Consider the following 23,010-nt stretch of genomic DNA (forward strand, 5'->3'; position numbering starts at 1 on the left):
TAAGACGACAGACGGACTACCGCCTGTCGTCTAGCCCCCAGCATTCAGTGCCCCAGCGCCCCCCCCAGCGGCCGGCCCACCCGGATCGGCCGTCACCACCCTGTTGCGCCCCTGCGCCTTGGCCTGGTACAGGGCCGTGTCTGCCCGCGCCACGGCTTCACTGCCCTCCTCCGGTGGCCGGTACTCGGTCAGACCGAACGACACCGTGAAACGCAGCAGGTGGCCGTCCGGCAGGGGCACGGCCAGGGACTCGACATGCTGACGCAGGCGCTCCAGGGCCTGGCTGGCCTGCACGGGGTCGGCGCCTCCCAGCAGCAGCAGAAACTCCTCGCCCCCCCAGCGCGCCAGCACATCACCCTCGCGCAGCAGCGGCATCAGTTCAGAGGCGAAGCGGCGCAGCACCAGGTCACCGACCGCATGGCCACACCGGTCGTTGACCGCCTTGAAGTGATCGAGGTCGGCCAGGGCCACACAAAACCCGGCCCCGCGGCGGGCCTGGGCGCAACGCTCCTGCAGCTTTTCAACCGCGCGGCGCCGGTTCATCAGGCCCGTCAGTTCGTCCTGGCCGGCCTGTTCGTCCAACCGCGCCAGGGCACGCTGCAACTCAGACTTCTGCCGGTTCAGCTGGACACGCAAATTGCTCTGGCGCCCGGCCAGCAAGGCAAAGGCGGGCAGCACCGTCAGCACGATGATGAAGTTGGCCAGTTCCTCGCCCGCGGGGTAGCGGCTGGGCTGCCAGTGCGGCAGGATGCCCATGGCCAGGGCATACAGCGACACCACGAAGGCAGTCAACCAGCGCACCTGGCGCGCCGACAGGGCGAAGATGCTGAACACCAGCGCCAGACAGGCCATGGCCAGGGAGGGGCCCCGCATCGGGCCTACCGCGGCGTAGCAGGCCACGGCCGACACCGAGGAGTAGGCGATCTGCGGCACGGTCAGGGTCGGGTCGCGCCAACGCAGCCCGAAGCCCAGCGACAGCCCCAGCAGCACCCAGAGGGTGAGCGCCATCGACAAGGGCGCCCACACCAGCACAAAGGCCCAGGAGGCATGGCCCAGCCGGGCTGCGATCACCATGAACAGGATGCCCCCGATCTGGCAGAGCAGAGCCGCCAGGGCCTGCAACTGCCAATGGCGCACGCGCCGGGCATCGCGCACCGGGCTGGCGAGCGAAGGGGTGACTTGGGCCGGCGTTTCGGCGCGGCCCGCCTGCCAGGGCGAAGTGGAAACGTAGGACAAGTGATGGCTCCCTGCCCCATCTCAGCAACCTCGCCTGTCGGGGACAGCAAGATCATGACGCGAAGCGAGCGGTTTTGTACAGAGCCCGTCGTCTGCTGCCCCCTTCCCGAGGCATGGCGCGCGCCGTCGCAGGCGGGCAGCAGGGCTGCTCTGAGGCTGGATTTTTACGCTTTTTATACAGCCCTCAGACCCAATTCAACCCGCTTTTTACGCCTGAAATCCTACGCTTGGCCCATCGTTTTTCACCTCGATGGAGCGTTGATATGGACATCGCCTGGCTCGCCTGTGCGGCCTTGCTGGGGGGCCTGCTGGCCGCCCTCACCCGCGGTCTGCAGGCCCTTGAACCCCGCGCGGGAGACGCGTCATGAACGCCGCCGACTGGCTCTACGGCCTGGGCGCCGTGCTCGCATGCGGCCTGCTGGCCTACCTCGTGTTCGCGCTGATCCGCGCAGAGGAGTTCTGAATGGGCATGAATTCCTCCGCCTGGGGCCTGCTGGCCCTGTACCTGGTGCTGCTGCTGGCCCTGGCCTGGCCGTTGGGTCGCTACCTCGCCGCCCTGTGCGCAGGGCGCCTGCCCGCCTGGATGCTGCGCAGCGAAGCCGCCCTCTTGCGCCTGGGCGGCCAGGGCAGCGACGCGCCGATGCGCTGGACCCACTACGCCTACGCCTTGCTGGCCTTCAACCTGCTGGGTGTGTTCGCGGTGTATGCCCTGCAGCGCCTGCAGGGCTGGCTGCCCTTGAACCCGCAGGCCTTTGCGGCCGTGTCGCCCGACTCGGCCTTCAACACCGCGGTGTCCTTTGTCACCAACACCAACTGGCAGGGCTACTCGGGTGAATCCACCATGAGCTACCTGACCCAGATGCTCGCGCTGACGGTGCAGAACTTCGTCTCGGCCGCCACCGGCATCGCCGTGGTGTTCGCGCTGATCCGGGGCTTTGCCGCGCGTTCGGCCCAGGCCATCGGCAATTTCTGGGTCGACCTGACGCGCGCCACCGTGTGGCTGCTGCTGCCGCTGTCACTGCTGCTGGCCCTGGTGATGGTGGGCCAGGGCGTGATCCAGAACTTCAGCCCCTACCAGGAAGTGCACACGCTGGAAACCCAGGCCTACACCCAGCCCAAGCTGGGGGCCGACGGCCAGCCCGTGCTCGACGCCCAGGGCCAGCCGGTGCAAGAGGCCCAGAGCACCGACACCCAACTGCTGCCCATGGGCCCCGTGGCCTCGCAAGAGGCCATCAAGATGCTGGGCACCAATGGCGGCGGCTTCTTCAATGCCAACTCGGCCCATCCGTATGAGAACCCGGGCGCCTTCAGCAACCTGCTGCAGATGCTGGCCATCTTCCTGATCCCGGCGGCCCTGTGCCTGGCCTTCGGCATCGAGGTGGGCGACCGGCGTCAGGGCGTGGCGGTGCTGGCCGCCATGACGCTGATGTTCGTGGCCGCCGTGCTGGTGATCACCCCGGCCGAACAGGCCGGCAACCCTCAGTTGACGGCCCTGGGCGTGGACCAGATGGCCAGCCTGCAGCAGGCCGGCGGCAACATGGAGGGCAAGGAGACGCGCTTCGGCGTCAACGCCAGTGCGCTGTTCGCGGTCATCACCACCGCCGCCTCCTGTGGCGCCGTGAACGCCATGCACGACTCGCTCACCCCCCTGGGCGGCATGGTGCCGCTGGTGATGATGCAGCTCGGCGAGGTGGTCTTCGGCGGCGTGGGCACCGGCCTGTACGGCATGCTGGTGTTCGCGGTGCTGGCGGTGTTCATCGCCGGCCTGATGATCGGCCGCACGCCCGAGTACCTGGGCAAGAAGATCGAAGCCTACGAGATGAAGATGACCTCGATCGCCATCCTGGTCACCCCCCTCGTGGTGCTGGTGGGCACGGCCGTGGCCGTGCTGGCCGAGGCCGGCCGGGCCGGCGTGGCCAACCCGGGGGCGCACGGTTTCAGCGAGATCCTGTACGCCTTCACCTCGGCCGCCAACAACAACGGCAGTGCCTTTGCCGGACTGTCGGCCAACACCCCGTTCTACAACCTGGCGCTGGGCCTGGCCATGTGGCTGGGGCGCTTTGGCGTGATCGTGCCGGTGCTGGCCATGGCCGGCGCCCTGGCCCGCAAGCAGCGCCTGCCGGCCAGCGCCGGCACCCTGCCCACGCACGGGCCGCTGTTCGTCGTCCTGCTGGTGGGCACCGTGCTGCTGGTGGGCTTGCTGAACTATGTGCCGGCCCTGGCCCTGGGCCCGGTGGTCGAGCACTTCATGCTCTGGCCCAGCCATTGAGCCCGACCGAGAAGGAATCAAAATCATGAGTCAATCCAGCGGTTTCGCACTCTTCGACCCGGCCCTGGTCAAGCCCGCCATCGGGCAGGCCTTTGCCAAACTCAACCCGCGTGTGCAATGGCGCAACCCGGTGATGTTCGTGGTCTACGTGGGCAGCCTGTTCACCACCGTGCTGGGCCTCCAGGCCCTGGGCGGTCAGGGTGAGGCCTCGCCCCTGTTCATCTTCAGCGTGGCGGTGTGGCTGTGGTTCACCGTGCTGTTCGCCAACTTCGCCGAAGCCCTGGCCGAAGGGCGCAGCAAGGCGCAAGCCGCCTCGCTGCGCAACATCCAGCAGACCGGCTGGGCCAAGAAGCTGCAGCACCCGCGCCACGGCAGCCCCTGGCTGCCGCTGGAGTCGCCCCTGCTGCGCAAGGGGGATGTGGTGCTGGTCGAGGCGGGCGACGTGATCCCGCTCGACGGCGAGGTGATCGAAGGCGTGGCCTCGGTGGACGAATCGGCCATCACCGGCGAATCCGCCCCCGTGATCCGCGAATCGGGGGGCGACTTCTCGGCCGTCACCGGGGGCACGCGCGTGCTCTCCGACTGGCTGGTGGTGTGCATCGCCGTGAACCCGGGGGAGAGCTTCATCGACCGCATGATCAGCATGGTGGAAGGCGCCAAGCGCCAGAAGACCCCCAACGAGATCGCGCTCAACATCCTGCTGGCGGCGCTGACCATCGTGTTCCTGGTGGTCACCGTGACCCTGCTGCCGTACTCGGTGTTCAGCGTGCAGGCGGCGCAAAGCGGCGCCCCGGTCACCATGACCGCCCTGGTGGCGCTGCTGGTGTGCCTGATCCCGACCACCATCGGCGGGCTGTTGAGCGCCATCGGTGTGGCCGGCATGAGCCGCATGATGCAGGCCAACGTGATCGCCACCTCGGGCCGCGCCGTCGAGGCGGCGGGCGATGTGGACGTGCTGATGCTCGACAAGACCGGCACCATCACCCACGGCAACCGCCAGGCCGCCACCCTGCTGCCCGGCAACGGCCACACCGAGGCCAGCCTGGCCCAGGTGGCGTGGCTGGCCTCGCAGTCCGACGAAACCCCGGAAGGCCGCAGCATCGTGGCGCTGGCAGCGCAAAAGCTCCATGCATCGGCCCTGGAGCGCCTGCAGGCCGGCCTGGGTCAGGCCCTGCCCGTGCCCTTCACCGCACAGACCCGCATGAGCGGCGTCGACCTGCCGGAGGGCGGCAGCATCCGGGTGCTGCGCAAGGGGGCGGTGGACGCCGTGCGCCGCCACGTGGAAGCCCTGGGCGGGCGCATGCCGCCCGAGCTGGTGCGCGCCGCCGAAGACGTGGCGCGCCGTGGCAGCACGCCGCTGGTGGTGGCCGATGGCGCGGTGGCGGTGGGCGTGGTCGAGCTCAAGGACATCGTCAAGTCGGGCATCAAGGAGCGCTTCGAGGCCCTGCGCCGCATGGGCATCAAGACCGTGATGATCACGGGCGACAACCCGCTCACGGCGGCCGCCATCGCCGCCGAGGCCGGTGTGGACGACTTCCTGGCCGAAGCCACCCCCGAGGCCAAGCTGGCGCTGATCCGGCAGTACCAGCAGCAGGGACGCCTGGTGGCCATGACCGGCGACGGCACCAACGACGCCCCGGCCCTGGCCCAGGCCGACGTGGCCGTGGCCATGAACTCGGGCACCCAGGCCGCCAAGGAGGCGGCCAACATGGTCGACCTCGACTCCAACCCCACCAAGCTGCTGGAAGTGGTGGAGACCGGTAAGGCCCTGCTGATGACCCGCGGCTCGCTGACCACCTTCTCGATCGCCAACGACGTGGCCAAGTTCTTTGCCATCATCCCGGCCATCTTCGTGGTGACCTACCCGCAACTGGGTGCGCTCAACATCATGGCCCTGGCCAGCCCCAGCTCGGCCATCCTGTCGGCGGTGATCTTCAATGCGCTGGTGATCGTGTTCCTGATCCCGCTGGCCCTGCAAGGGGTGCGCTACCGCGCCATCGGGGCCGCGGCCCTGCTGCGCCGCAACCTGCTGATCTACGGCCTGGGCGGTCTGGTGGTGCCTTTTGCCGGCATCAAGCTGATCGACCTGCTGCTGGTGGCACTGCACCTCGCCTGAACCTCATCCAACCCTGACTCGAGAATCGCCATGTCTCCCATGCCTCATTCCATGCCTCCCCTGGTCCGACCCGCCCTGGTGTTCTTCATCGCCCTGAGCGTGCTCACCGGGGTGCTCTACCCCCTGGCCGTCACCGGCCTGGGCCAGGCCCTGTTCCCCGACCAGGCCAACGGCAGCCTGCTGCTGCGTGAGGGCCGCCCCGTGGGCTCGCGCCTGATCGGGCAGAGCTTTTCCGACCCGGCCCACTTCTGGGGCCGCCCCTCGGCCACCGGCCCCATGGCCTACAACGCCAGCGCCTCCAGCGGCTCCAACCAGGGCCCGTTGAACCCGGCCCTGACGGAGGCGGTGAAGGCCCGCATCGCAGCCCTGCGCGAGGCCGACCCCGATCAGAAGGCCCCGGTGCCGGTGGACCTGGTGACGGCTTCGGCCAGCGGGCTGGACCCGCACATCAGCCCGGCGGCTGCGGCCTATCAGCTGCCCCGCGTGGCGCGGGCGCGCCACCTGGACCCGGCGCGGCTGCAGGCACTGGTCGAGCAACACACCGAGCGCCCCCTGATCAGCGCACTGGGCGAAGCCCGGGTGAATGTGCTGACCCTGAACCTGGCGCTGGACGCGCTGCACTGAGCCGCCATGCTGGAAGACCTTGCAATGGCCCTGCTGGCACTGGCAGTGCTGGCCTTGCCCATGGCGCTGGCCTGGCTGCTGATCGGCCGGGCAAAATGAGTGATCAAAGGAGTTCTGCTTGGCCTTAGCCCCTGACGGTCGCCCCGACCCCGATCAATTGCTGGACCAGATCCGGGGCGCCGAGGCGCGCGCCACGCAGGGCCGCCTGCGCATCTATTTCGGTGCCAGCGCGGGCGTGGGCAAGACCTACGCCATGCTGGCCACGGCCCAGCGCGAGCTGGCCGCCGGGCGCGATGTGGTGGTGGGCGTGATCGAAACCCATGGCCGGGGCGACACCGCGGCCCAACTGGCCGGCCTGCCCTGCCTGCCACTCAAGACGGTGCCCTACCGCGGTCGCGTGCTGGGCGAGTTCGACCTCGACGCCGCACTGGCACGCCGCCCCCAGGTGCTGCTGGTGGATGAACTGGCCCACGCGAATGTGGAAGGCAGCCGCCACCCCAAGCGCTGGCAGGACGTGAACGAGCTGCTGGAGGCCGGCATCGAGGTCTGGACGGCACTCAACGTGCAGCACCTCGAAAGCCTCAATGGCACGGTAGGCGCCATCACCGGCGTGCGCGTGCACGAGACCGTGCCCGACACCGTGCTGGACCGTGCCGACGAGATCATCCTGGTCGACGTCACACCCGACGAGTTGCTGACGCGCCTGAAGGCCGGCAAGGTCTACCTGCCCCAGCAGGCCGAGCGGGCGGCACAGAACTTCTTTCGCAAAGGCAACCTGATCGCGCTGCGCGAGATCGCCCTGCGCCGCACCGCCGAGCGGGTGGAAGACGATGTGCGCCACTACCGGGTGCAGCAGTCGCAAGGGCCCCAGCCGGTGTGGAACACCTCGGGTTCACTGCTGGTGGGCGTGGACGAGCTGGAGGGCGCCGAGCAGACCGTGCGCGCCGCGGCCCGGCTGGCCGGGCAGCTCAACGCACGCTGGCTGGCCACCTATGTCGAGACGCCGCGCCTGCAGCGCCTGCCCTCGGCCGAGCGCGACCGCATCCTGGCCGTGCTCAAGCTGGCCGAGGAGATGGGGGCCATCACCTCGGTGCTGGCCGGTGACGACATCGCGGCCGAGCTGCTGAAGCTGGCACGCCAGCAGAACTGCGCCACACTGGTGCTGGGCCGGCCACGCCGGCGCCCGCGCTGGCGCGCCCCACTGGCGCGCCGGGTGGCCGACGCCGCCCCCGAGCTGGACCTGGTCGAAGTGGGCCGCAGCCCCGCCTCGCGCCGCCTGCCCAGTGCCCTGCCCCGCGAGGTCGAAGACGACACCCCGGCTGGGCTGCCACGCCGCTGGCTGCGCTACGCCACGGCGCTGGCGGTGTCGGTGCTCACCGCGGTGCTGGCCACGCCCCTGATCGGCTGGTTCGACCTGGCCAACATCGTGATGCTGTTCCTGCTCGGCGTGGTGGGCGTGGCGGTCAAGCTGGGGCGCGGGCCGGCGGCGCTGTCGGCGGTGCTCAACGTGGCGGCCTTCGACTACTTTTTCGTGCCGCCGCGCTTCTCGTTCGCGGTCAGCGATGTGCAGTACCTGCTGACCTTTGCCGTGATGCTGGCGGTGGGCCTGCTGACCGGGCAGTTGACCGCCGGGCTGCGCTTTCAGGCGCGCATCACGGCCGGGCGCGAACGCCGGGCACGCTCGCTGTTCGAGCTGACGCGCGAACTGTCTTCAGCCCTGCAGAGCCAGCAGGTGGCCGAGATCGGCGAAGCCGCGGTGCGGGCCAGCTTCGGCGGCCAGGTGCGGGTGCTGCTCAGCGATGCCGACGACCACCTGCCGCTGCCGCCCGAGCTGCCGCCGGGCTTTGACCTGGCCGTGGCCGACTGGGCCTTCCGCAACGGCCAGCCGGCCGGGCTGGCCACCAGCACACTGTCGGCCAGCGCCTGGCACTACCTGCCGCTGAAAGCCCCGATGCGCATCCGTGGCGTGCTGGCCTTGCAGCCGGCGCAGGCCCGCTGGCTGCTGATCCCCGAGCAGTTGCAGCAGCTCGACACCCTGGCCCGCCAGATCGCCATCGCGCAAGAGCGCGTGCACTACGTCGAAGTGGCCCAGCAGGCCCTGGTGCAGATGGAGTCCGAGAGCCTGCGCAGTGCCTTGCTGGCCTCGATCTCGCACGATGTGCGCACCCCACTCACCGCCCTGATCGGCCTGGCCGAATCACTGCGTGCCTCGCGCCCGGCGCTGGATGCGGAGCAAGACCGCATGGCCCAGGCCATCACCGACGAGGCCCGCCAGTTGCACACCCTGGTCAGCAACCTGCTGGACATGGCGCGCTTGCAAAGCGGCGCGGTGATGCTGCGCAGCGACTGGCAATCGGTCGAAGAGGTGGTGGGCGCCGCCATCCGCCTGGCCGCCCCGGCCCTGGCGGGCCGCCCCGTGCAGGTGCAGCTGCCGGCCGAGCTGCCGCTGGTGGAGTTTGACGCCACCCTGATGGAGCGGGTGCTGGTGAACCTGCTGGAGAACGCGGCCAAGTACGGCCAGCCGCCGATCGAGGTCCACGCCGGCGTCGAGCCCCAGGCCCTGTGGATCACGGTGCGCGATCACGGGCCCGGCCTGCCGGCGGCCATGCGCGGGCGCGAGCAAGCGCTGTTCGACACCTTCACGCGGGGCGAGCGCGAATCGGCCACGCCGGGCATGGGCCTGGGCCTGGCGATTGCCCGCGCCATCGTCGAAGCCCACCACGGCCAGATCACGGCCACCGATCTGTCGCAGCGCGGTGGCGGTGCAGAATTCACCCTGCGCCTGCCGCGCGGCACCCCGCCCGCCATCGACCCCACCGAGTGACCTGATTGCCATGCCCAGCCCCACCGCCATCCTGATCGAAGACGAGCCGCAGATCCGCCGCTTCGTGCGCGCCGCCCTGGAAGCCGAAGGCTGGGGGGTGCACGAGGCCGAAGGCCTGCGCCGCGGGCTGATCGAGGTGGGCACGCGCAAACCCGACCTGATCGTGCTGGACCTGGGCCTGCCTGACGGCGATGGGCTGGAGCTGATCCGCGATGTGCGTGGCTGGAGCCAGGTGCCCATCGTGGTGCTGTCGGCACGCAGCGACGAGGCCGACAAGATCGCCGCGCTGGATGCCGGTGCCGACGACTACCTGGCCAAGCCTTTCGGCGTGGGCGAGCTGATGGCCCGGGTGCGTGCCAACCTGCGCCGCCCACGCGGCCTGCCGGCCGAGGCCGGCCAGCACGGTGAGGCCGCCGATCCGGTGTTCCGCTTCGGCGGCGTGGAGATCGACCGGGTGGCCCGGCTGGTGCGACGCGATGGCCAGCTGGTGCACCTGACCCCGATCGAATACCGGCTGCTGTCGGTGCTGGTCACCCACGCGGGCCGGGTGCTCACCCACCGCCAACTGCTGCGCGAGGTGTGGGGCGCCTCGCACACCGAGCAAAGCCACTACCTGCGCATCTACATGGGCCACCTGCGGCAAAAGCTCGAACACGACCCGGCCCAGCCGCGCCACCTGCTGACCGAAACCGCCGTGGGCTACCGGCTGCAGGTCGAGGGCTGAGCCCCTCGGGGCGGTCAGCTGCGCGGGGCGAACGCCGGCTCACGCTTGGCCAGAAAGGCCTGCACGCCTTCGGCGAACTCGGGCCGGTCGATCAGTTCGCGCTGGCGTTCGGCCTCGTGGCGCATCTGCTCGTTCAGGCTGTGGTGGGCGGCCTGCTCGTACACGCTGCGGATCTCACGCGCCGCATGGGCCGGCAGGCGCGCCAGCCGCTGCGCCAGGGCCAGGGCCTGCTCGCCCAGCACTGCATCGTCCACACAGGCCCAGGCCAGGCCCCATTGCGCGGCCTGCTCGCCTGACACGCGCTCGCCCAGCAGCGACAGGGCCACGGCGCGTGAGCGGCCCAGCAGGCGCTCCAGAAACCAGGTGCAGCCCAGGTCGGGCACGATGCCCAGGCGCGGCATGAAGGGCAGGTAGAAGTAGGCCGAGCGTGCCACCAACACCACGTCGGCCGCCAGCGCCAGGCCCACCCCGGCCCCTGCACAGGGGCCATTGACCGCGCTCAGCACCGGAAAGGGCATCTGGCGCAGGTCTTCGATCAGGCGGTTGGACAAGGCCTCCATGGTGGCTGCGGTCTGCTCGCCCAGGCTCTGGCCGGCGGGCGGTGCCTGCATGCTGCCCAGATCGGCGCCCACACAAAAGCCCTTGCCCACCCCGGTGAGCACCAGGGCCCGCACGCTGCGGTCGTCGGCCAGGCGGGCCAGGTGCGCGCGCAGGGCCTGCTGCAGGGGCTGGGCGAGCGGGTTCAGGCGCTGGGGCAGATTCAGCCGCAACACGGCCACCTCGCCATGGCGTTCTTCCAGCACGGGATCGTTGTCGGGGGTCATGGGGTCTCCTCCTCAAGGGGCGTCAAGGGGCGTCAAGGGCTGCGCCGAGCCAGGGCCTGAAGCTTGCGCAGCCCGCCCACCACGCCGCCCGGCAGCACGAACATCAGCAAAATCAGCACCACCCCATAGACCGCCCAGGGCGCCGCCTTGGAGACCTTCTCGGCCAGGTTGGGCACGAACAAAATGAACAGCGCGCCATACAAGGCCCCCCACAGGGTGCCCACCCCGCCGACCACGATGCCCACCAGCAAGGAGATCGAGAGGAACAGCGAGAACGAATCCGGCGACACGAACTGCACCGCAATCGCCGACAGCGCCCCGCCCACCCCGGTGTAGGCGGCCGACACCGCAAAGGCCGTGGCCTTGCAATGGCTGCGGTCCACCCCCATGGCCTCGGCCGCCATGGCGTGGTCGCGGATGGCGCGCCAGGCCCTGCCCCAACTGCCGCGCAGCAGGTTGTGCGCCAGCCAGAACAGCAGCAGCGCCACCGCGAGCGCAAACAGGTACAGCCATTGGTCCGGGTCCAGGGGCAGGCCGAAGGGCGCGTCGGGCTTCATCAGCACCAGGCCCTGGGCGCCACCCGTCCAGGCCTCCAGGTGCTTGTACTTGAGCAGCTGGGGCATGGCCAGGCCCAGCGCGAACGTGGCCAGGGCCAGGTACAGGCCTTCGAGCTTGAGCGCAGGGCGGCCGAACAGGTAGCCGGCCCCACCGCAGACACAAAAGGCCGCAGGCACGGTGGCCCAGTACGGCAGGCCCGCGTGCTCCATCAACGCCCCGGCGGCATACGCCCCCAGCGCAAAAAAGGCCCCATGACCGAGCGAGATCTGCCCGTTGTAGCAGGTGAGGATGTTCAGGCCCAGCAAGGCCATGGCATACGACAGCACCATGGTGGCCTGGAACAGCTGGTAGCCCTTGAGCACAAAGAGCAGGCTCAGGGCCAGCACCAGGGTCGCCAGCCACAGCCAGCGTGAGTGGAGAAATCCGGATGGGCTGGGCGCATTCAGCATGGGGGGCTTTCAGACACGGGTGACAAGGCGCCGCCCCAGCAGGCCCTGAGGCCGCACGATGAGCACGCCGATGATCAGGGCCAGGGCCACCGACAGCTTGAGCTCGGTGCCCACCACGTAGGTGCCGATCAGGTTCTCCAGCACGCCGACGATGAAGCCGCCCAGCACGGCGCCCACGGGGCTGTCGATGCCCCCGATCAGGGCCCCGGCGAAGGCATACAGCAGCACCCCCGTCATCATGTTGGGGTCGAGGAACACCACCGGCGCCACCATCATGCCGGCCACGGCACCGATGGCGCCGGCCAGGCCCCAACCCAGCATCAGCATGCGGCCGACCGAAATGCCCACCAGCCGAGACGACACCGGGTTTTGGGCCGCCGCGCGCAGTGCCAGCCCCACCCGGGTGAAGCGGAACAGGCCGAACAGCAGCGCCACCATCAGCAAGGCCACCACGATGGCGCCCACCTCGTGCGCCGACATCAGGGTGGAGCCGTACCAGGCATCGCGCGGAAACGGGCTTGGGAAGGGCTTGATGGTGTAGCCGAACAGCCAGCCCGCCAGGCTGTGAAAGATCACCAGCAGGCCGATGAAGACCACCACCACCGACAGCTCGGGCGCCCGGTGCATGGGCCGGATGACCACGAACTCGACCGCCGCCGCCACCACAAACGACAGCAGCACCGTGAGCGCGAAAGCCCCCCAGTAGGGCAGGCCCGCATCGATCAGCGCCCAGGCCACGAAGGTGGAGAACATGGCCATTTCGCCCTGGGCGAAATTGATGTGGTGGGTGGCCTGGTAGATCATCACCAGGGCCAGCGCCACGCTGGCGTAGATGCCCCCGGTGGCCAGGCCGGCCAGCAACTGGTGCAGGAATTCATTCATGGGGGGCCTCGCTTCATTCGCCCAGGTAGGCGCGCTGCACGGCCGGGTTGCTGCGCAGCTCGGCGGCACTGCCCGACAGCACCACGCGCCCCGTCTCCAGCAGGTAGGCCCGGTGCGCCAGCGCCAGGGCCAGGCGCGCGTTCTGTTCGACCAGCAGGATGGTCACACCCTCTTCCTGGTTGATGCGCCGCATGATCGAGAAGATGTCTTTCACCACCAGCGGGGCCAGGCCGAAAGAAGGCTCGTCAAGCAAGAGCAGGCGCGGGCGGCCCATCAGCGCCCGGCCGATGGCCAGCATCTGCTGCTCGCCCCCCGACAGGGTGCCGGCCTGCTGCCGGGCCCGCTCACGCAGGCGCGGAAAGTAGCCGTAGATGCGCTCCATGTCGGCCTCGGCGCCTTGCTGGCTGGCCCGGGCATGGCTGCCCAGGCGCAGGTTCTCCTCGGTGCTCAGGCCCAGGAAGGTGCCACGCCCGTCGGGCACATGGCCCACGCCCAGGCGGGCGATCTGCTCGGTGCTGCAGGCCTCGATGGCCTGGCCACCCAGCGCCACCCGCCCCGAGGTCTGCACCGACAGGCGACACAGGGCGCGCAAGGTGGTGGTCTTGCCGGCGCCGTTGGCACCCAGCAGCGCCGTCACCTGGCCCTGCGGCAGGTCCAGATCCAGGCCATGCAGCACCGGGGTGTTGCCGTAACGGGCGTGCAGGCCGCGCACCTGCAGCAAGGGGGCGCCTGCGGCGGCGGCTGGGGGTCTCATGCGGCCTCCTGCGGGGTGTCTTCGAGTTCGTCGCCCAGGTAGGCGCGGATCACCTCGGGATGCTGACGCACCTCGGCCGGCCGGCCTTCGGCGATCTTCTTGCCGAAGTTCAGCGCCACCACCCGGTCAGACAGGCCCATCACCAGGCCCATGTGGTGCTCGACCAGCAGCACGGTCACGCCCAGGCGGTCGCGGATGTCGCGGATCAGCTCACCCAGGCCTTGCAGTTCTTGGTGGTTGAGGCCGCAGGCCGGCTCATCGAGCAGCAGCAACTGGGGCTCGGCGGCCAGGGCGCGCGCCAGCTCGACCCGCTTTTGCGTGCCGAAGGGCAGATCGGCCACAGGGCGTTCGGCGTCGTCGCCCAGTTGCACGAAGTCGATCAGCTGCTGGGCCCGCTCGTGCGCCCGCGCCTCCAGCGCGGCCACGCCGGGCAGGCGCAGCGCATTGCGCCAAAGGCCCGCGTGATACCGGCTGTGGCAGCCCAGCAGCACGTTGTCGCGCACCGTCATGCTGCGGAACAGGGCCAGGTTCTGGAAGGTGCGCCCGATGCCCAGGCGCGCCATGCGGTGGCGCGGCAGCGCGGCCAGCGGCTGGCCCTCGAAACAGATGCGCCCGGCGCTGCATTCGTACAGTCGCGACAGGCAGTTGAACAAGGTGCTCTTGCCGGCGCCATTGGGGCCGATCAGGGCGCAGATCTCGCCGCGCCGCACCTCGAAGGACACACCATCGAGCGCCACGATGCCGCCAAAGCGCACCGTGACGTCTTCGACAGACAGCAGGGGCTGGCCGGTGCTCATGCCGGGCTCAGAGCCGTTCGATGATGGTGACGTTGGCCATGCCGCCGCCCTCGCACATGGTCTGCAGGCCATAGCGCCCGCCGCGCCGCTTGAGGGCATGGATCAAGGTGCTCATGAGCTTGGTGCCCGAGGCGCCCAACGGGTGGCCCAGGGCGATGGCCCCGCCGTGCACGTTCAGGCGTTCGGGGTCGGCGCCCAGGGCTTTCAGCCAGGCCAGCGGTACCGAGGCAAAGGCCTCGTTGACCTCGTACAGATCGATGTCGGCGATGTTCAGGCCCGCCTTGCGCAGGGCCCGCTCGGTGGCCGGAATCGGGGCCTCCAGCATGATCACCGGATCGTGGCCCAGCACGCTCATGTGATGGACGCGGGCCAGAGGTTGCAGGCCCAGGGCCTTGAGGCCGCGCTCGTTGACCACCAGCGCGGCGGTGGCGCCATCGCACACCTGGCTGGCATTGGCGGCGCTGATCACCCCGCCCTCCTGTAGCAATTTGACGCCCTGGATGCCGGCCAGCGTGGCATCGAAGCGGATGCCCTCATCCACGCTGTGCAGGCTGCCGTCATGGCCACCGTCAGCGCGCCGCACGGGCACCGGCACGATCTCGTCGGCAAAGGCCCCGGCCTCGGTGGCCGCGATGGCGCGCTGGTGGCTGAGCAGGGCAAACTGGTCGAGTGCGTCTTTGCCCAGGCCGTACTTGCGCGCCATCATCTCGGCACCGGTGAACTGGCTGAACACCACGTCGTGGTAGCGGCGGTTCACGCTCTCGCTCTGGTAGAAGCCCAGACCGGCCTTCTGCGCCAGGGCCGAGGGGCTGAACATCGGCACCCGGGTCATGGACTCGACGCCGCCGGCCAGCACGATGTCCTGCGCGCCCGACATCACGGCCTGGGCCGCAAAGTGCAGGGCCTGCTGCGAAGAGCCGCACTGCCGGTCGATCGAGGTGCCCGGCACCGCCTCAGGCAGGCGCGAGGCCAGCACCGCATTGCGCGCCACATTGGTCGACTGCTCGCCCACCTGGCTGACGCAGCCCAGGAACACATCGTCCACCAGCGCCGGGTCCATGCCGGTGCGGTCCAGCACGGCATTGATGACCTGGGCCGCCAGTTCCACCGGGTGCCAACCCGCCAGACGCCCGCCACGGCGCCCCCCGGCAGTGCGGACAGCGGCAACAACATAGGCTTCAGACATGGCGGGCTTCCTCGTCAAGAAAAGGATGGGATGGGGTGAGGTGGGGTGCCTGGATTGTTCGCCGGCCCGGCGTGCCGGGGCGTCGTCGGAACAGACGATATTGAGGTGGGCTCAGGGCTTCAGCGCGGGGCCATGCGGATGGCCCCGTCGAGGCGGATGCTTTCGCCATTGAGGTAGCCATTGAGGATCAGGCTCTCGGCCAGTTGGGCGTACTCGGCGGGTTGGCCCAGGCGTTTGGGGAAGGGCACCGAGACGGCCAGTGCTGCCTTCACATGTTCGGGCGCGCCTTGCAGCAGGGGGGTGTCGAAGATGCCGGGCAGGATGGTGTTGACGCGGATGCCTTCGTTCATCAGGTCGCGCGCGATCGGCAAGGTCATGCCCACGATGCCGGCCTTGGAGGCGGTGTAGGCGGCCTGGCCGATCTGGCCGTCTTGCGCGGCCACCGAGGCGGTGTTGACGATGGCGCCCCGCTCGCCGTCGGGCAGCGGCGCCAGGGTGAGCATGCCCGCCGCCGACTTGGCGATGCAGCGGAAGGTGCCCACCAGATTGATCTGGATGATGCGGTCGAAGTTGGCCAGCGGAAAGTGCCAGATCTCGCCCGTGGCCTTGTCGCGGCTGGCCGTCTTGACGGCATTGCCGGTGCCCGCGCAGTTGACCAGCACGCGCTCTTGCCCGTGGGCGGCGCGGGCCTGGGCAAAGCCGGCGTCGACCTGCGCCTCCGAGGTCACGTCCACCAGGCAGAACACCCCGCCGATCTCACGCGCCAGCGCCTCACCCTGGGCCGCGTTGAGATCGAACAGCGCCACCTTGACGCCGTGGCTGGCCAGACGCCGTGCCGTGGCCGCGCCCAGGCCCGAGGCCCCTCCGGTGACGACGGCGGCAATGCTGGAATCGAGTTGCATGGTGGGGCTCCTGGACGGGGATGCGTGGGGTTGTGATGGAAGACGAGTCTAGAAATCCAGCGACACCGATGCATCGTCCGAAGCGACGAAATGAAGCGCAAGGCGGCCGGCGCCACCGAGGTGACTCACGCCTCCGGACTTGTGTCGCAGAATGCCCCACGCCCCACGCCCACCCGAACCACGCCATGGATGCTGCCCCCGTCGCCCTGCCCGCCGAGCCCGGCCCACCCGCACGCGGCTTCGAGACCAAGCTGAACCCGCCCGCCCCCACAGCCACCCAGGTGGTGCGCGAGGGCCTGTGCCAAAGGATCACCGAAGGGGCAGGCCAGCTGGTGCTGGTGCGCGCCCCGGCCGGCTTTGGCAAGACCACGGCCATGGTGCAGGCCCGTGCGCGGTTCGAGGCCCAGGGCGTGAGCACGGCCTGGCTCACGCTGGACCGCTCCGACAACGATGTGTCGCGCTTTCTGGGCGGGCTGGACGAGGCGATCCAACGCCTGGGCGCCACTGCGGCCACAGCGGCCGGTGCGGGTTCGACACTCGATGCGCTGCGCGCGCTGGCCTTGTTTGACGAGCCCTTTGCCCTGTTTCTGGACGACTTCGAGGCGGTGCATGAGCCCGCCGTGCTGGGCCTGGTGCGCGAGATCATCGAGCAGTTGCCGCGGCGCGGCCACCTGGTGCTGGGCTCGCGCAGCCTGCCGGCCCTGGGCCTGGGGCGGCTGCGGGCGCGCGGCAAGCTGATCGAGGTGGATGCCGAGCGCCTGCGCTTCAGCCTGGACGACACGGCCGCCTTTCTGGCGCGCAGCCTGCCACAGGCCCTGGGGGCCGACCTGCTGTATCGCTTGCACGAGAAGACCGAGGGCTGGATTGCAGCCCTGTGGCTGGCCTCGCTGGCGCTGGAGCGGCAGGGCCAGCAGGCGCAGGCGGTGGAACAGTTCGTGGCGCGCTTTTCGGGCTCTGACCGGGCGGTGGCCGACTACCTGGCCGAAGACGTGCTGCAGCAACAACCACCCGAGGTGCGCAACTTTCTGCTGCGCAGCAGCATCCTGCGCCAGCTCGATGCCGAGGTGTGCGCTGCCCTGATGCCCCGAGCCGACTGCCGGCGCCTGCTGGCCCGGCTCGATGAGGCCCACCTGTTTCTGACCCCGGTGTCCAGCGAGCAGCGCACCTGGCGCTACCACAGCCTGTTTGCCGACTACCTGCGCAAGGAGCTGCAGCGCGAGTTACCCGACGAAGTGGCGCGGCTGCACCTGGCGGCCGCGGGCTGGTACGAGGCCCAGGGCCGCCCCGTGCCCGCCATCGACCACGCCATCGAGGGCGGTGACCACCCGCTGGCGCTGAGCCTGCTGGACCAGCATGCCGAGTCGTTTCTGCGCGCCGGGCGCATGCGCTTGCTGGCGCGCTGGTTTGACGCCGTGCCCGCCCCGCTGCTGCACCAGCGCCCGGCGCTGGAGATGGTGGCGCTGTGGGCCACCTGCTTCACCCGCGGGCCCTGGGCGGCGGGCGAACAGCTGGAGCAGGCCCTGCTGCGCCACCCGAACGACCCGCAGGTGCTGGCCCAGGCCGCCTGCATGCGCCCCATGCTGCTGGCCATGCAGGACCAGAGCGAGCAGGCCCTGGCGATCGGGCGCGACAGCCTGAAGCGCCTGCCCACCGGCCTGCCCTTTGCAGACAGCACCCTGCTCAATGCCATGGCCCACATCCTGTCGGTGATGGGCGACCCGGGCGAGGCCCAGCAACTGCTGGATGCGGCGCGGCGCGAGCAGGGCGGCGCCAGCACCTTTCACCGCATGTACACCGAGTCGACCGAGGGCCTGATGGACCTGCAGCAGGGGCGACTGCGCCAGGCCACGGCGCGCTTTCGGCTGGCCGTGGATGCCACCCACGCGGTGAACTACAACCACACCCACGGCAACGCCTGGGCCGGGGTGTTCTATGCCTGTGCCGTGTACGAGGCCAATCAGCTCGACCAGGCGGACCACCTGCTGAATGTGTACCTGCCGCTGGCCCGCGATGTGGGCCTGCCCGACCACATGATCCTGAGCCACGCGATGCGCTCGCGCATCGCCTTCGTCAGCGGCGACGTGGATGCCGCCTCGCTGGCCCTGACCGAGCTGGAGTACCTGGGCCACCAGCGCAAGCTGCCGCGGGTGGTGGTGGGCGCCAAGCTGGAGCGGGCCCGCCTGCTGCTGCGCCAGGGCAACACGGCCGCAGCGCGCGACGAGCTGCGCCGGGCCGAAGACCCCACCGTGTGGGCCCGTGAAGAACGGCTGCGCCTGCTGGCGCACGACATCGAGTACCTGGGCCTGGCGCGGCTGCGCTGGCAGATTGAGGCGGGCCAGGCCAGCGAGGCGCTGCCGGCGCTGGAGCGCGAGATCGCGGCAGCCCAGGCCGTGGCCCGCAACCGGCGCCTGCTGAGCCTGCGCGTGCTGCGCAGCCTGGCCCTGGCGCGCAGCGGCGACACCCCGGCTGCGGTGGCTCAGATCGGCCAGGTGCTGCAGCAGGCCAGTGCCGAGGGCTTCATGCGCCTGATCCTGGACGAGGGCCCGGCCGTGGGCCCGCTGGTGCAGCGCTACCAGGCCCTGCACGACAGCGGCACGGTGCGCGACCCCATCCTGGGTGACTACCTGCAACGCCTGCTGCAGGCCTTTGGCCCCCTGCCTTGCGATACCGACAGCGCGCCGGATGGCCCGGAAAGCCCGCAGGGCCCGTCAAGAGGCCTGACCGAGCCCCTCACGCGCAAGGAACTGCACGTGCTGCAACTGCTGGTGGAGGGCTACTCGAACAGCGCCATGGCCGAGAAGCTGTTCGTGTCCGACAGCACCGTGCGCACCCACCTGCGCAGCATCTTTGCCAAACTGGGGGCGCACAGCCGAACCCAGGCAGTGGCTTTGGCAAGGCGCATGAAGTTGATTCCCCCTTGAACCCCTTGAGGCAGAGGTTCAGTGCTCAGGCGAATCCTTCGGGCTGACGCTGACGCCGGTCTTCGGCGTTGCGCTTCTGGATGTTGTGGCGAGCCTGATCCCAGTCGTCGTCCGACCAACTGGCCATGCGAGAGAAGTTGCCACCGGTGGCCTGGAACTGGGCGCCATCGATGGCAATCGTCTGGCCGGTGAGGTATTCGGAGCCGGGGCCGAGAAGGAAGACCGCCAGGTTGGCCAGCTCGGGCATGCGGCCGGTGCGGCCCATGGGGTTGCCCACGGCCTGGTGCTCGCCGCCTTGCGGGTTGAGCCGCGCGCTCATGCCCTCGGTGGGGAACAGGCCCGGCGCGATGGCATTGAAGCGGATGCCGCGCCCGCCCCACTCCACGGCGAGCGACTGGGTCATGGCATGAACGCCGGCCTTGGCCATGGCCGAGGGCACGGTGTAGGGCGAGCCGTTCCAGACCCAGGTGGTGAGGATGGACAGCACCGAGGCCTTCTGCCCCGCCGCCAGCCAGCGTTTGCCACACTCCAGCGTGAGCACGAAGCTGCCGCGGAACACGATGCTGGCGATGGCATCGAAAGCGCGCGGAGACAGGTCTTCGGTGCGGCTGACGAAGTTGCCCGCGGCATTGTTGAGCAGGCCGGTGAGCGCGCCACCGTCGTCCCAGATCTGCTGCACCATGGCCGCGATGGCGGCCTCGTCGCGGATGTCGCACACCAGGGGCACGACACGACCACCGTGGGCCGCCATCAGCTCGTTGGCCGTGGCCTCCAGCACATTGGCGCGGCGGCCGCAGATGTAGATCTCGGCCCCGAGGATCAGCAGCGCCTCGGCCATGACCCGGCCCAGGCCGGTGCCGCCGCCGCTGACCAGAATGCGTTGGCCGGCCATGAGGCCGGGTTGGTAGATCAGGTCGTCCAGGGTCATGCGAGGTCTCCCAAAATGTCAAGGTTCGTCTCAGCGTTCGCGGTAGCGCGGCGGGCGCTTGCCCAGAAAGGCCTCGATGCCTTCCTGGAAGTCGTCTGTCTGGCTGCACAGGATCTGGTTGCGGTCTTCCAGCGCCACCACGGCCTCCAGGCTGGCGGCGTCCACCGCATGGCCCAGGGCGTCCTTGGTCAGGCGCAGGCCCAAGGGGCTGGCGCGCAGCATGTCGTGGGCCAGCGCACGGGCCTCCTGCTGCAACTCGGCCCAGGGGGCCACGGTGCTGACCAGGCCCAAGGCTTGGGCCCGGGCCGCGTCCATGAAGCGCCCCGTGAGCAGGTAGTGCGCCGCCACCGAGCTGCCTACCATGCGGGGCAGAAAGTAGCTGACGCCGACATCGCAGGCCGACAGGCCGATGCGGATGAAGGCCGCATTGAAGCGCGCATCGGGCGTGGCCAGGCGGAGGTCGGAGGCCAGCGCCAGCGCAAAGCCGCCGCCGCTGGCCGCCCCCTGCACCAGGCTGATGATGGGCTGCGGGCAGCGGCGCATGGCGATCATGATGTCGCGCAGATCGCGCTGCACCTCGAGCATGCGGGGCACACCCAGGGCGCGGGCATCGGGGGCCTCTTTCAGGTCCAGTCCGCTGCAGAAGGCGCTGCCGGCGCCCTGCAGCAGCACCACCCGCAGTTCTGGGCGGTGGTACAGCGCCTGAAAGTAGGTCAACAGGGCCTGCACCAGCGCGGGGTTGAGGGCGTTGAGGCGCTCGGGGCGGTTCAGCGTGAGGCAGGCCACGGCGCCTTCTTCGCGCACCTGCAGCACCGGCTCAGTCATGGGAGGCCCCGGTGGGCAGGACGGCGCTCAGGGCGTCTGCATCAAGGCCCCATCGGCGCAACAGCTCAGCCGCGGCCGGCGCCGGGCGGGTACCAGGCTGATCGGGCACGCTGCGGCTGAAGCGCGGGGCCGGCGCGGGCTGGGTCAGGCCATGGGCGGTCACGAAGGTGGCACGGGCCTGGTTGTGCGGGTGCTGCGGGGCCTCGTCCCAGTCGAGCACGGGGGCAAAGCAGGCATCGCTGCCCTCCAGCAGGGCACACCACTCGTCTCGGGTGCGGGTGCGGAACACATCGGCCAGCCGCAACTTGAGCAGAGGCCAGGCGGCAGAGTCCATCTGGGCATCGAAGGCGGGGTCGTCAGCGATGTCGCAGCGCTCGCGCAGCAGGGCATAGAACTGCGGCTCGATGGCGCCGATGGCGACGTAACGCCCGTCGGCACAGGCATAGGTGTCGTAGAAGTGGGCGCCGCCATCGAGCAGGTTCTCGCCGCGCTGGTTGCTCCAGCGCCCCGCGGCCTTGAAGCCATACATCATGGCCGACAGCAAGGCCGCACCATCGGTCATGGCCGCATCGATCACCTGCCCCTGCCCCGAGCGCTGCGCCTCGTACAGCGCACTGAGCACGCCAAAGGCGAGCAGCATGGCACCGCCCCCGAAATCGCCCACCAGGTTGAGTGGCGGCACCGGCCCCTCGCCGCTGCGGCCGATGGCATGCAGGGCCCCGCTGAGGGCGATGTAGTTGATGTCGTGCCCGGCGGCCTGGGCCAGCGGTCCGTGCTGGCCCCAGCCGGTCATGCGGCCATAGACCAGGCGCGGATTGCGCTGCAGACAGGGTTCAGGCCCCAGGCCCAGGCGCTCCATGACGCCGGGGCGAAAGCCCTCGATCAACACATCAGCCCGCTCGATCAGACCGAGCACCTGGTCTGCCGCCCCGGCGGCGCGCAAATCCAGCGCGAGGTGGGTACGGCCCCGAGCCAGGATGTCGTGTGGATCCTTCGGTGTGCCAGGGCGCTCGATGCGCAGAACCTCGGCGCCCATGTCGGCCAGCAGCATGGCGCAAAAAGGGCCTGGCCCCAGACCGGCCATCTCGATCACCTTGAGCCCTTGCAGTGGACCGGCCATGTGCGTCTCCTGCCGCCACGGTGGCGACTGTTGTGGTCACCATGATGGTTCAGTCCAGGCGCCGTTTGCATCGTCGAAACAGACGAAACTGCAGCAACGCCGGGGTAGCCTCAACGGCGCTTACGCCCCAGCTTGGGGGTCAGGCGGGGAAGTTTCTGGGCTTCGGATTTCAGGCGACGCTCCAGCTTCTTGGCATCTTCGGCGGCCGGCAAGTCCTCGGGCACGATGTCGCGCTGGGTCAGCAGTTTTCGCACATCGCGGTTGTTCTTGATGTGCTCGCGGCTGATGCCGGGCTCGCCCTGCAGGTCCTGTTGTTTGACCTGGGTGTTGGTGATTTCGTTGGCGAAGTCCTTGGCCTTGATCGTGATGGTCGGGAGGAAATCGGCCAGAGGTCGGCTATCCGGCACAGCCAGGCGCTGCTTCATGCCTTGTGTGGTCAGGCCACCGAACAAAGCCGCATCACCCCGGCTGAGGATGCGGCTGAAGCCAGGGCTGTCGATGCCGCGCTCGAACAAGACGCCCGACAACTCCTTTTGCGAGAGCGTCAGCTTTTCGCGGGCGCGCAGGCGTTCCCATTCGGCCATGCGGGTCTCAATCAACTCCTGCTTTCGGGTTTGTACCGCAAAGTAGGTCATAGCAAAGGCGACGGCATCCTTGCGTGGGTCACCATTCTGAGCGATCAGGTAGCAGGCATAGCGGGTCAGCGCGATGTCCTCGACTTCACGCTGGCTTTGCGAGCCGAGCTCGACCATTTTGTTGACGTCAACAAAATGGTCGAGCACCGCTTGCCCTGCCTTTTCGCAAGCCACCTTGGCTTTATCAATCACCAGATCAAAATTGCGCCATTCCTTGTAGCCCAGCAGGACTTGCAACTCCCTGGCCAGCCAATATTCCACGCCATCTTTCTGGCGCGCACAGTCCTCAAAGTTCTTGTGAAGTTGGTGAATGACTTCCTTTTTCATGGGGTCTCCCTGGCGTGAGGGCGCGTGCCCTCGGTTTGGAAAACCCCATGTTGATGCGCCGGCGGCTGGCCCCTCAGGGCCGGCAGGTTGAGCGTCGGCGCTGGCGGGT

Annotated in this window: 19 protein-coding genes; 7 read left to right on the forward strand and 12 right to left on the reverse strand. The window is 69.4% G+C overall.

The features are described 5' to 3' along the window. Positions 1-30 precede the first annotated feature (30 nt). A complete protein-coding gene (locus tag L880_RS32385) occupies positions 31-1,236 on the reverse strand; it encodes a GGDEF domain-containing protein (protein ID WP_051443296.1) in 1,206 nt (401 codons plus the stop codon). 364 nt (positions 1,237-1,600) lie between these two features. Between L880_RS32385 and kdpF the strand changes: the two genes are divergently transcribed. The 6 genes from kdpF (at position 1,601) to kdpE (ending at position 9,793) form a co-directional block, all read left to right on the forward strand. Beyond that, complete coding sequence (gene kdpF, locus L880_RS0113560; protein ID WP_027476145.1) at positions 1,601-1,699, forward strand: K(+)-transporting ATPase subunit F; 99 nt, start codon at positions 1,601-1,603, stop codon at positions 1,697-1,699. 6 nt (positions 1,700-1,705) lie between these two features. Next, positions 1,706-3,505, forward strand: a complete 1,800-nt coding sequence (kdpA, locus tag L880_RS0113565) for a potassium-transporting ATPase subunit KdpA (protein ID WP_027476146.1) — start codon at positions 1,706-1,708, stop codon at positions 3,503-3,505. Positions 3,506-3,530: 25 nt separating this feature from the next. Continuing rightward, positions 3,531-5,621 (forward strand): potassium-transporting ATPase subunit KdpB, encoded by a 2,091-nt coding sequence (kdpB, locus tag L880_RS0113570; RefSeq protein ID WP_051443297.1) that lies wholly within the window; start codon positions 3,531-3,533, stop codon positions 5,619-5,621. 51 nt (positions 5,622-5,672) lie between these two features. After that, positions 5,673-6,245, forward strand: coding sequence for a potassium-transporting ATPase subunit KdpC (kdpC, locus tag L880_RS0113575; protein ID WP_027476148.1), 573 nt, complete (start codon positions 5,673-5,675; stop codon positions 6,243-6,245). A gap of 118 nt (positions 6,246-6,363) precedes the next feature. After that, positions 6,364-9,069: a DUF4118 domain-containing protein gene (locus L880_RS0113585; protein WP_027476149.1), complete on the forward strand. Its 2,706-nt coding sequence runs from the start codon at positions 6,364-6,366 to the stop codon at positions 9,067-9,069. Positions 9,070-9,079: 10 nt separating this feature from the next. Beyond that, a complete protein-coding gene (gene kdpE / locus L880_RS0113590) occupies positions 9,080-9,793 on the forward strand; it encodes a two-component system response regulator KdpE (RefSeq protein WP_027476150.1) in 714 nt (237 codons plus the stop codon). Between the two features lie 14 nt (positions 9,794-9,807). On the opposite strand, the gene L880_RS0113595 is transcribed toward kdpE, so the two are convergent. The 7 genes from L880_RS0113595 to L880_RS0113625 form a co-directional block, all read right to left on the reverse strand. Continuing rightward, complete coding sequence (locus L880_RS0113595; protein ID WP_027476151.1) at positions 9,808-10,617, reverse strand: enoyl-CoA hydratase-related protein; 810 nt, start codon at positions 10,615-10,617, stop codon at positions 9,808-9,810. Positions 10,618-10,649: 32 nt separating this feature from the next. Then, positions 10,650-11,624, reverse strand: coding sequence for a branched-chain amino acid ABC transporter permease (locus L880_RS0113600; RefSeq protein ID WP_027476152.1), 975 nt, complete (start codon positions 11,622-11,624; stop codon positions 10,650-10,652). Positions 11,625-11,633: 9 nt separating this feature from the next. Next, entirely contained in the window at positions 11,634-12,506 is an 873-nt protein-coding gene (locus L880_RS0113605; protein ID WP_019575701.1) for a branched-chain amino acid ABC transporter permease, read from the reverse strand. 13 nt (positions 12,507-12,519) lie between these two features. After that, complete coding sequence (locus tag L880_RS0113610) at positions 12,520-13,260, reverse strand: ABC transporter ATP-binding protein (RefSeq protein ID WP_043329439.1); 741 nt, start codon at positions 13,258-13,260, stop codon at positions 12,520-12,522. Continuing rightward, positions 13,257-14,057 (reverse strand): ABC transporter ATP-binding protein, encoded by an 801-nt coding sequence (locus L880_RS0113615; RefSeq protein ID WP_019575699.1) that lies wholly within the window; start codon positions 14,055-14,057, stop codon positions 13,257-13,259. Before L880_RS0113615 ends, L880_RS0113610 begins: the two co-directional genes overlap by 4 nt. A gap of 7 nt (positions 14,058-14,064) precedes the next feature. Then, entirely contained in the window at positions 14,065-15,243 is a 1,179-nt protein-coding gene (locus tag L880_RS0113620; protein WP_027476154.1) for an acetyl-CoA C-acetyltransferase, read from the reverse strand. 119 nt (positions 15,244-15,362) lie between these two features. After that, the gene (locus L880_RS0113625; RefSeq protein WP_027476155.1) at positions 15,363-16,145 is read right to left on the reverse strand and encodes an SDR family NAD(P)-dependent oxidoreductase; all 783 of its coding nucleotides are present in this window, start codon (positions 16,143-16,145) and stop codon (positions 15,363-15,365) included. A 185-nt stretch (positions 16,146-16,330) separates the two neighbouring features. Between L880_RS0113625 and L880_RS0113630 the strand changes: the two genes are divergently transcribed. After that, the gene (locus L880_RS0113630) at positions 16,331-19,066 is read left to right on the forward strand and encodes a winged helix-turn-helix domain-containing protein (RefSeq protein WP_027476156.1); all 2,736 of its coding nucleotides are present in this window, start codon (positions 16,331-16,333) and stop codon (positions 19,064-19,066) included. Between the two features lie 25 nt (positions 19,067-19,091). Here the strand turns inward: L880_RS0113630 and L880_RS0113635 are convergent, their stop codons facing one another. The 4 genes from L880_RS0113635 to dinD all read right to left on the reverse strand — a co-directional run bounded on the left by L880_RS0113635 (position 19,092) and on the right by dinD (position 22,901). Continuing rightward, positions 19,092-19,994: an SDR family oxidoreductase gene (locus L880_RS0113635; protein WP_027476157.1), complete on the reverse strand. Its 903-nt coding sequence runs from the start codon at positions 19,992-19,994 to the stop codon at positions 19,092-19,094. 30 nt (positions 19,995-20,024) lie between these two features. Then, complete coding sequence (locus L880_RS0113640) at positions 20,025-20,819, reverse strand: enoyl-CoA hydratase/isomerase family protein (protein WP_027476158.1); 795 nt, start codon at positions 20,817-20,819, stop codon at positions 20,025-20,027. Beyond that, positions 20,812-21,939, reverse strand: a complete 1,128-nt coding sequence (locus L880_RS0113645) for a CaiB/BaiF CoA transferase family protein (RefSeq protein ID WP_027476159.1) — start codon at positions 21,937-21,939, stop codon at positions 20,812-20,814. The genes L880_RS0113640 and L880_RS0113645 overlap by 8 nt, the downstream gene beginning before the upstream one ends. Positions 21,940-22,049: 110 nt before the next feature. Beyond that, positions 22,050-22,901, reverse strand: coding sequence for a DNA damage-inducible protein D (gene dinD, locus L880_RS0113650; RefSeq protein ID WP_027476160.1), 852 nt, complete (start codon positions 22,899-22,901; stop codon positions 22,050-22,052). Positions 22,902-23,010 lie beyond the last annotated feature (109 nt).

Source organism: Curvibacter gracilis ATCC BAA-807 (assembly GCF_000518645.1).
GTDB lineage: Bacteria > Pseudomonadota > Gammaproteobacteria > Burkholderiales > Burkholderiaceae_C > Curvibacter > Curvibacter gracilis.

Coding starts and splice junctions, on each gene's coding strand:
- kdpC (WP_027476148.1), top strand. CDS start 5,673: ATGCCTCCCCTGGTCCGACCCGCCCTGGTGTTCTTCATCGCCCTGAGC.
- kdpF (WP_027476145.1), top strand. CDS start 1,601: ATGAACGCCGCCGACTGGCTCTACGGCCTGGGCGCCGTGCTCGCATGC.
- L880_RS0113630 (WP_027476156.1), top strand. CDS start 16,331: ATGGATGCTGCCCCCGTCGCCCTGCCCGCCGAGCCCGGCCCACCCGCA.
- L880_RS0113610 (WP_043329439.1), bottom strand. CDS start 13,260: ATGAGACCCCCAGCCGCCGCCGCAGGCGCCCCCTTGCTGCAGGTGCGC.
- L880_RS0113595 (WP_027476151.1), bottom strand. CDS start 10,617: ATGACCCCCGACAACGATCCCGTGCTGGAAGAACGCCATGGCGAGGTG.
- dinD (WP_027476160.1), bottom strand. CDS start 22,901: ATGAAAAAGGAAGTCATTCACCAACTTCACAAGAACTTTGAGGACTGT.
- L880_RS0113615 (WP_019575699.1), bottom strand. CDS start 14,057: ATGAGCACCGGCCAGCCCCTGCTGTCTGTCGAAGACGTCACGGTGCGC.
- L880_RS0113600 (WP_027476152.1), bottom strand. CDS start 11,624: ATGCTGAATGCGCCCAGCCCATCCGGATTTCTCCACTCACGCTGGCTG.
- kdpA (WP_027476146.1), top strand. CDS start 1,706: ATGAATTCCTCCGCCTGGGGCCTGCTGGCCCTGTACCTGGTGCTGCTG.
- L880_RS0113605 (WP_019575701.1), bottom strand. CDS start 12,506: ATGAATGAATTCCTGCACCAGTTGCTGGCCGGCCTGGCCACCGGGGGC.
- kdpE (WP_027476150.1), top strand. CDS start 9,080: ATGCCCAGCCCCACCGCCATCCTGATCGAAGACGAGCCGCAGATCCGC.
- L880_RS0113645 (WP_027476159.1), bottom strand. CDS start 21,939: ATGGCCGGTCCACTGCAAGGGCTCAAGGTGATCGAGATGGCCGGTCTG.
- L880_RS0113625 (WP_027476155.1), bottom strand. CDS start 16,145: ATGCAACTCGATTCCAGCATTGCCGCCGTCGTCACCGGAGGGGCCTCG.
- L880_RS0113635 (WP_027476157.1), bottom strand. CDS start 19,994: ATGACCCTGGACGACCTGATCTACCAACCCGGCCTCATGGCCGGCCAA.
- L880_RS0113620 (WP_027476154.1), bottom strand. CDS start 15,243: ATGTCTGAAGCCTATGTTGTTGCCGCTGTCCGCACTGCCGGGGGGCGC.
- L880_RS0113640 (WP_027476158.1), bottom strand. CDS start 20,819: ATGACTGAGCCGGTGCTGCAGGTGCGCGAAGAAGGCGCCGTGGCCTGC.
- kdpB (WP_051443297.1), top strand. CDS start 3,531: ATGAGTCAATCCAGCGGTTTCGCACTCTTCGACCCGGCCCTGGTCAAG.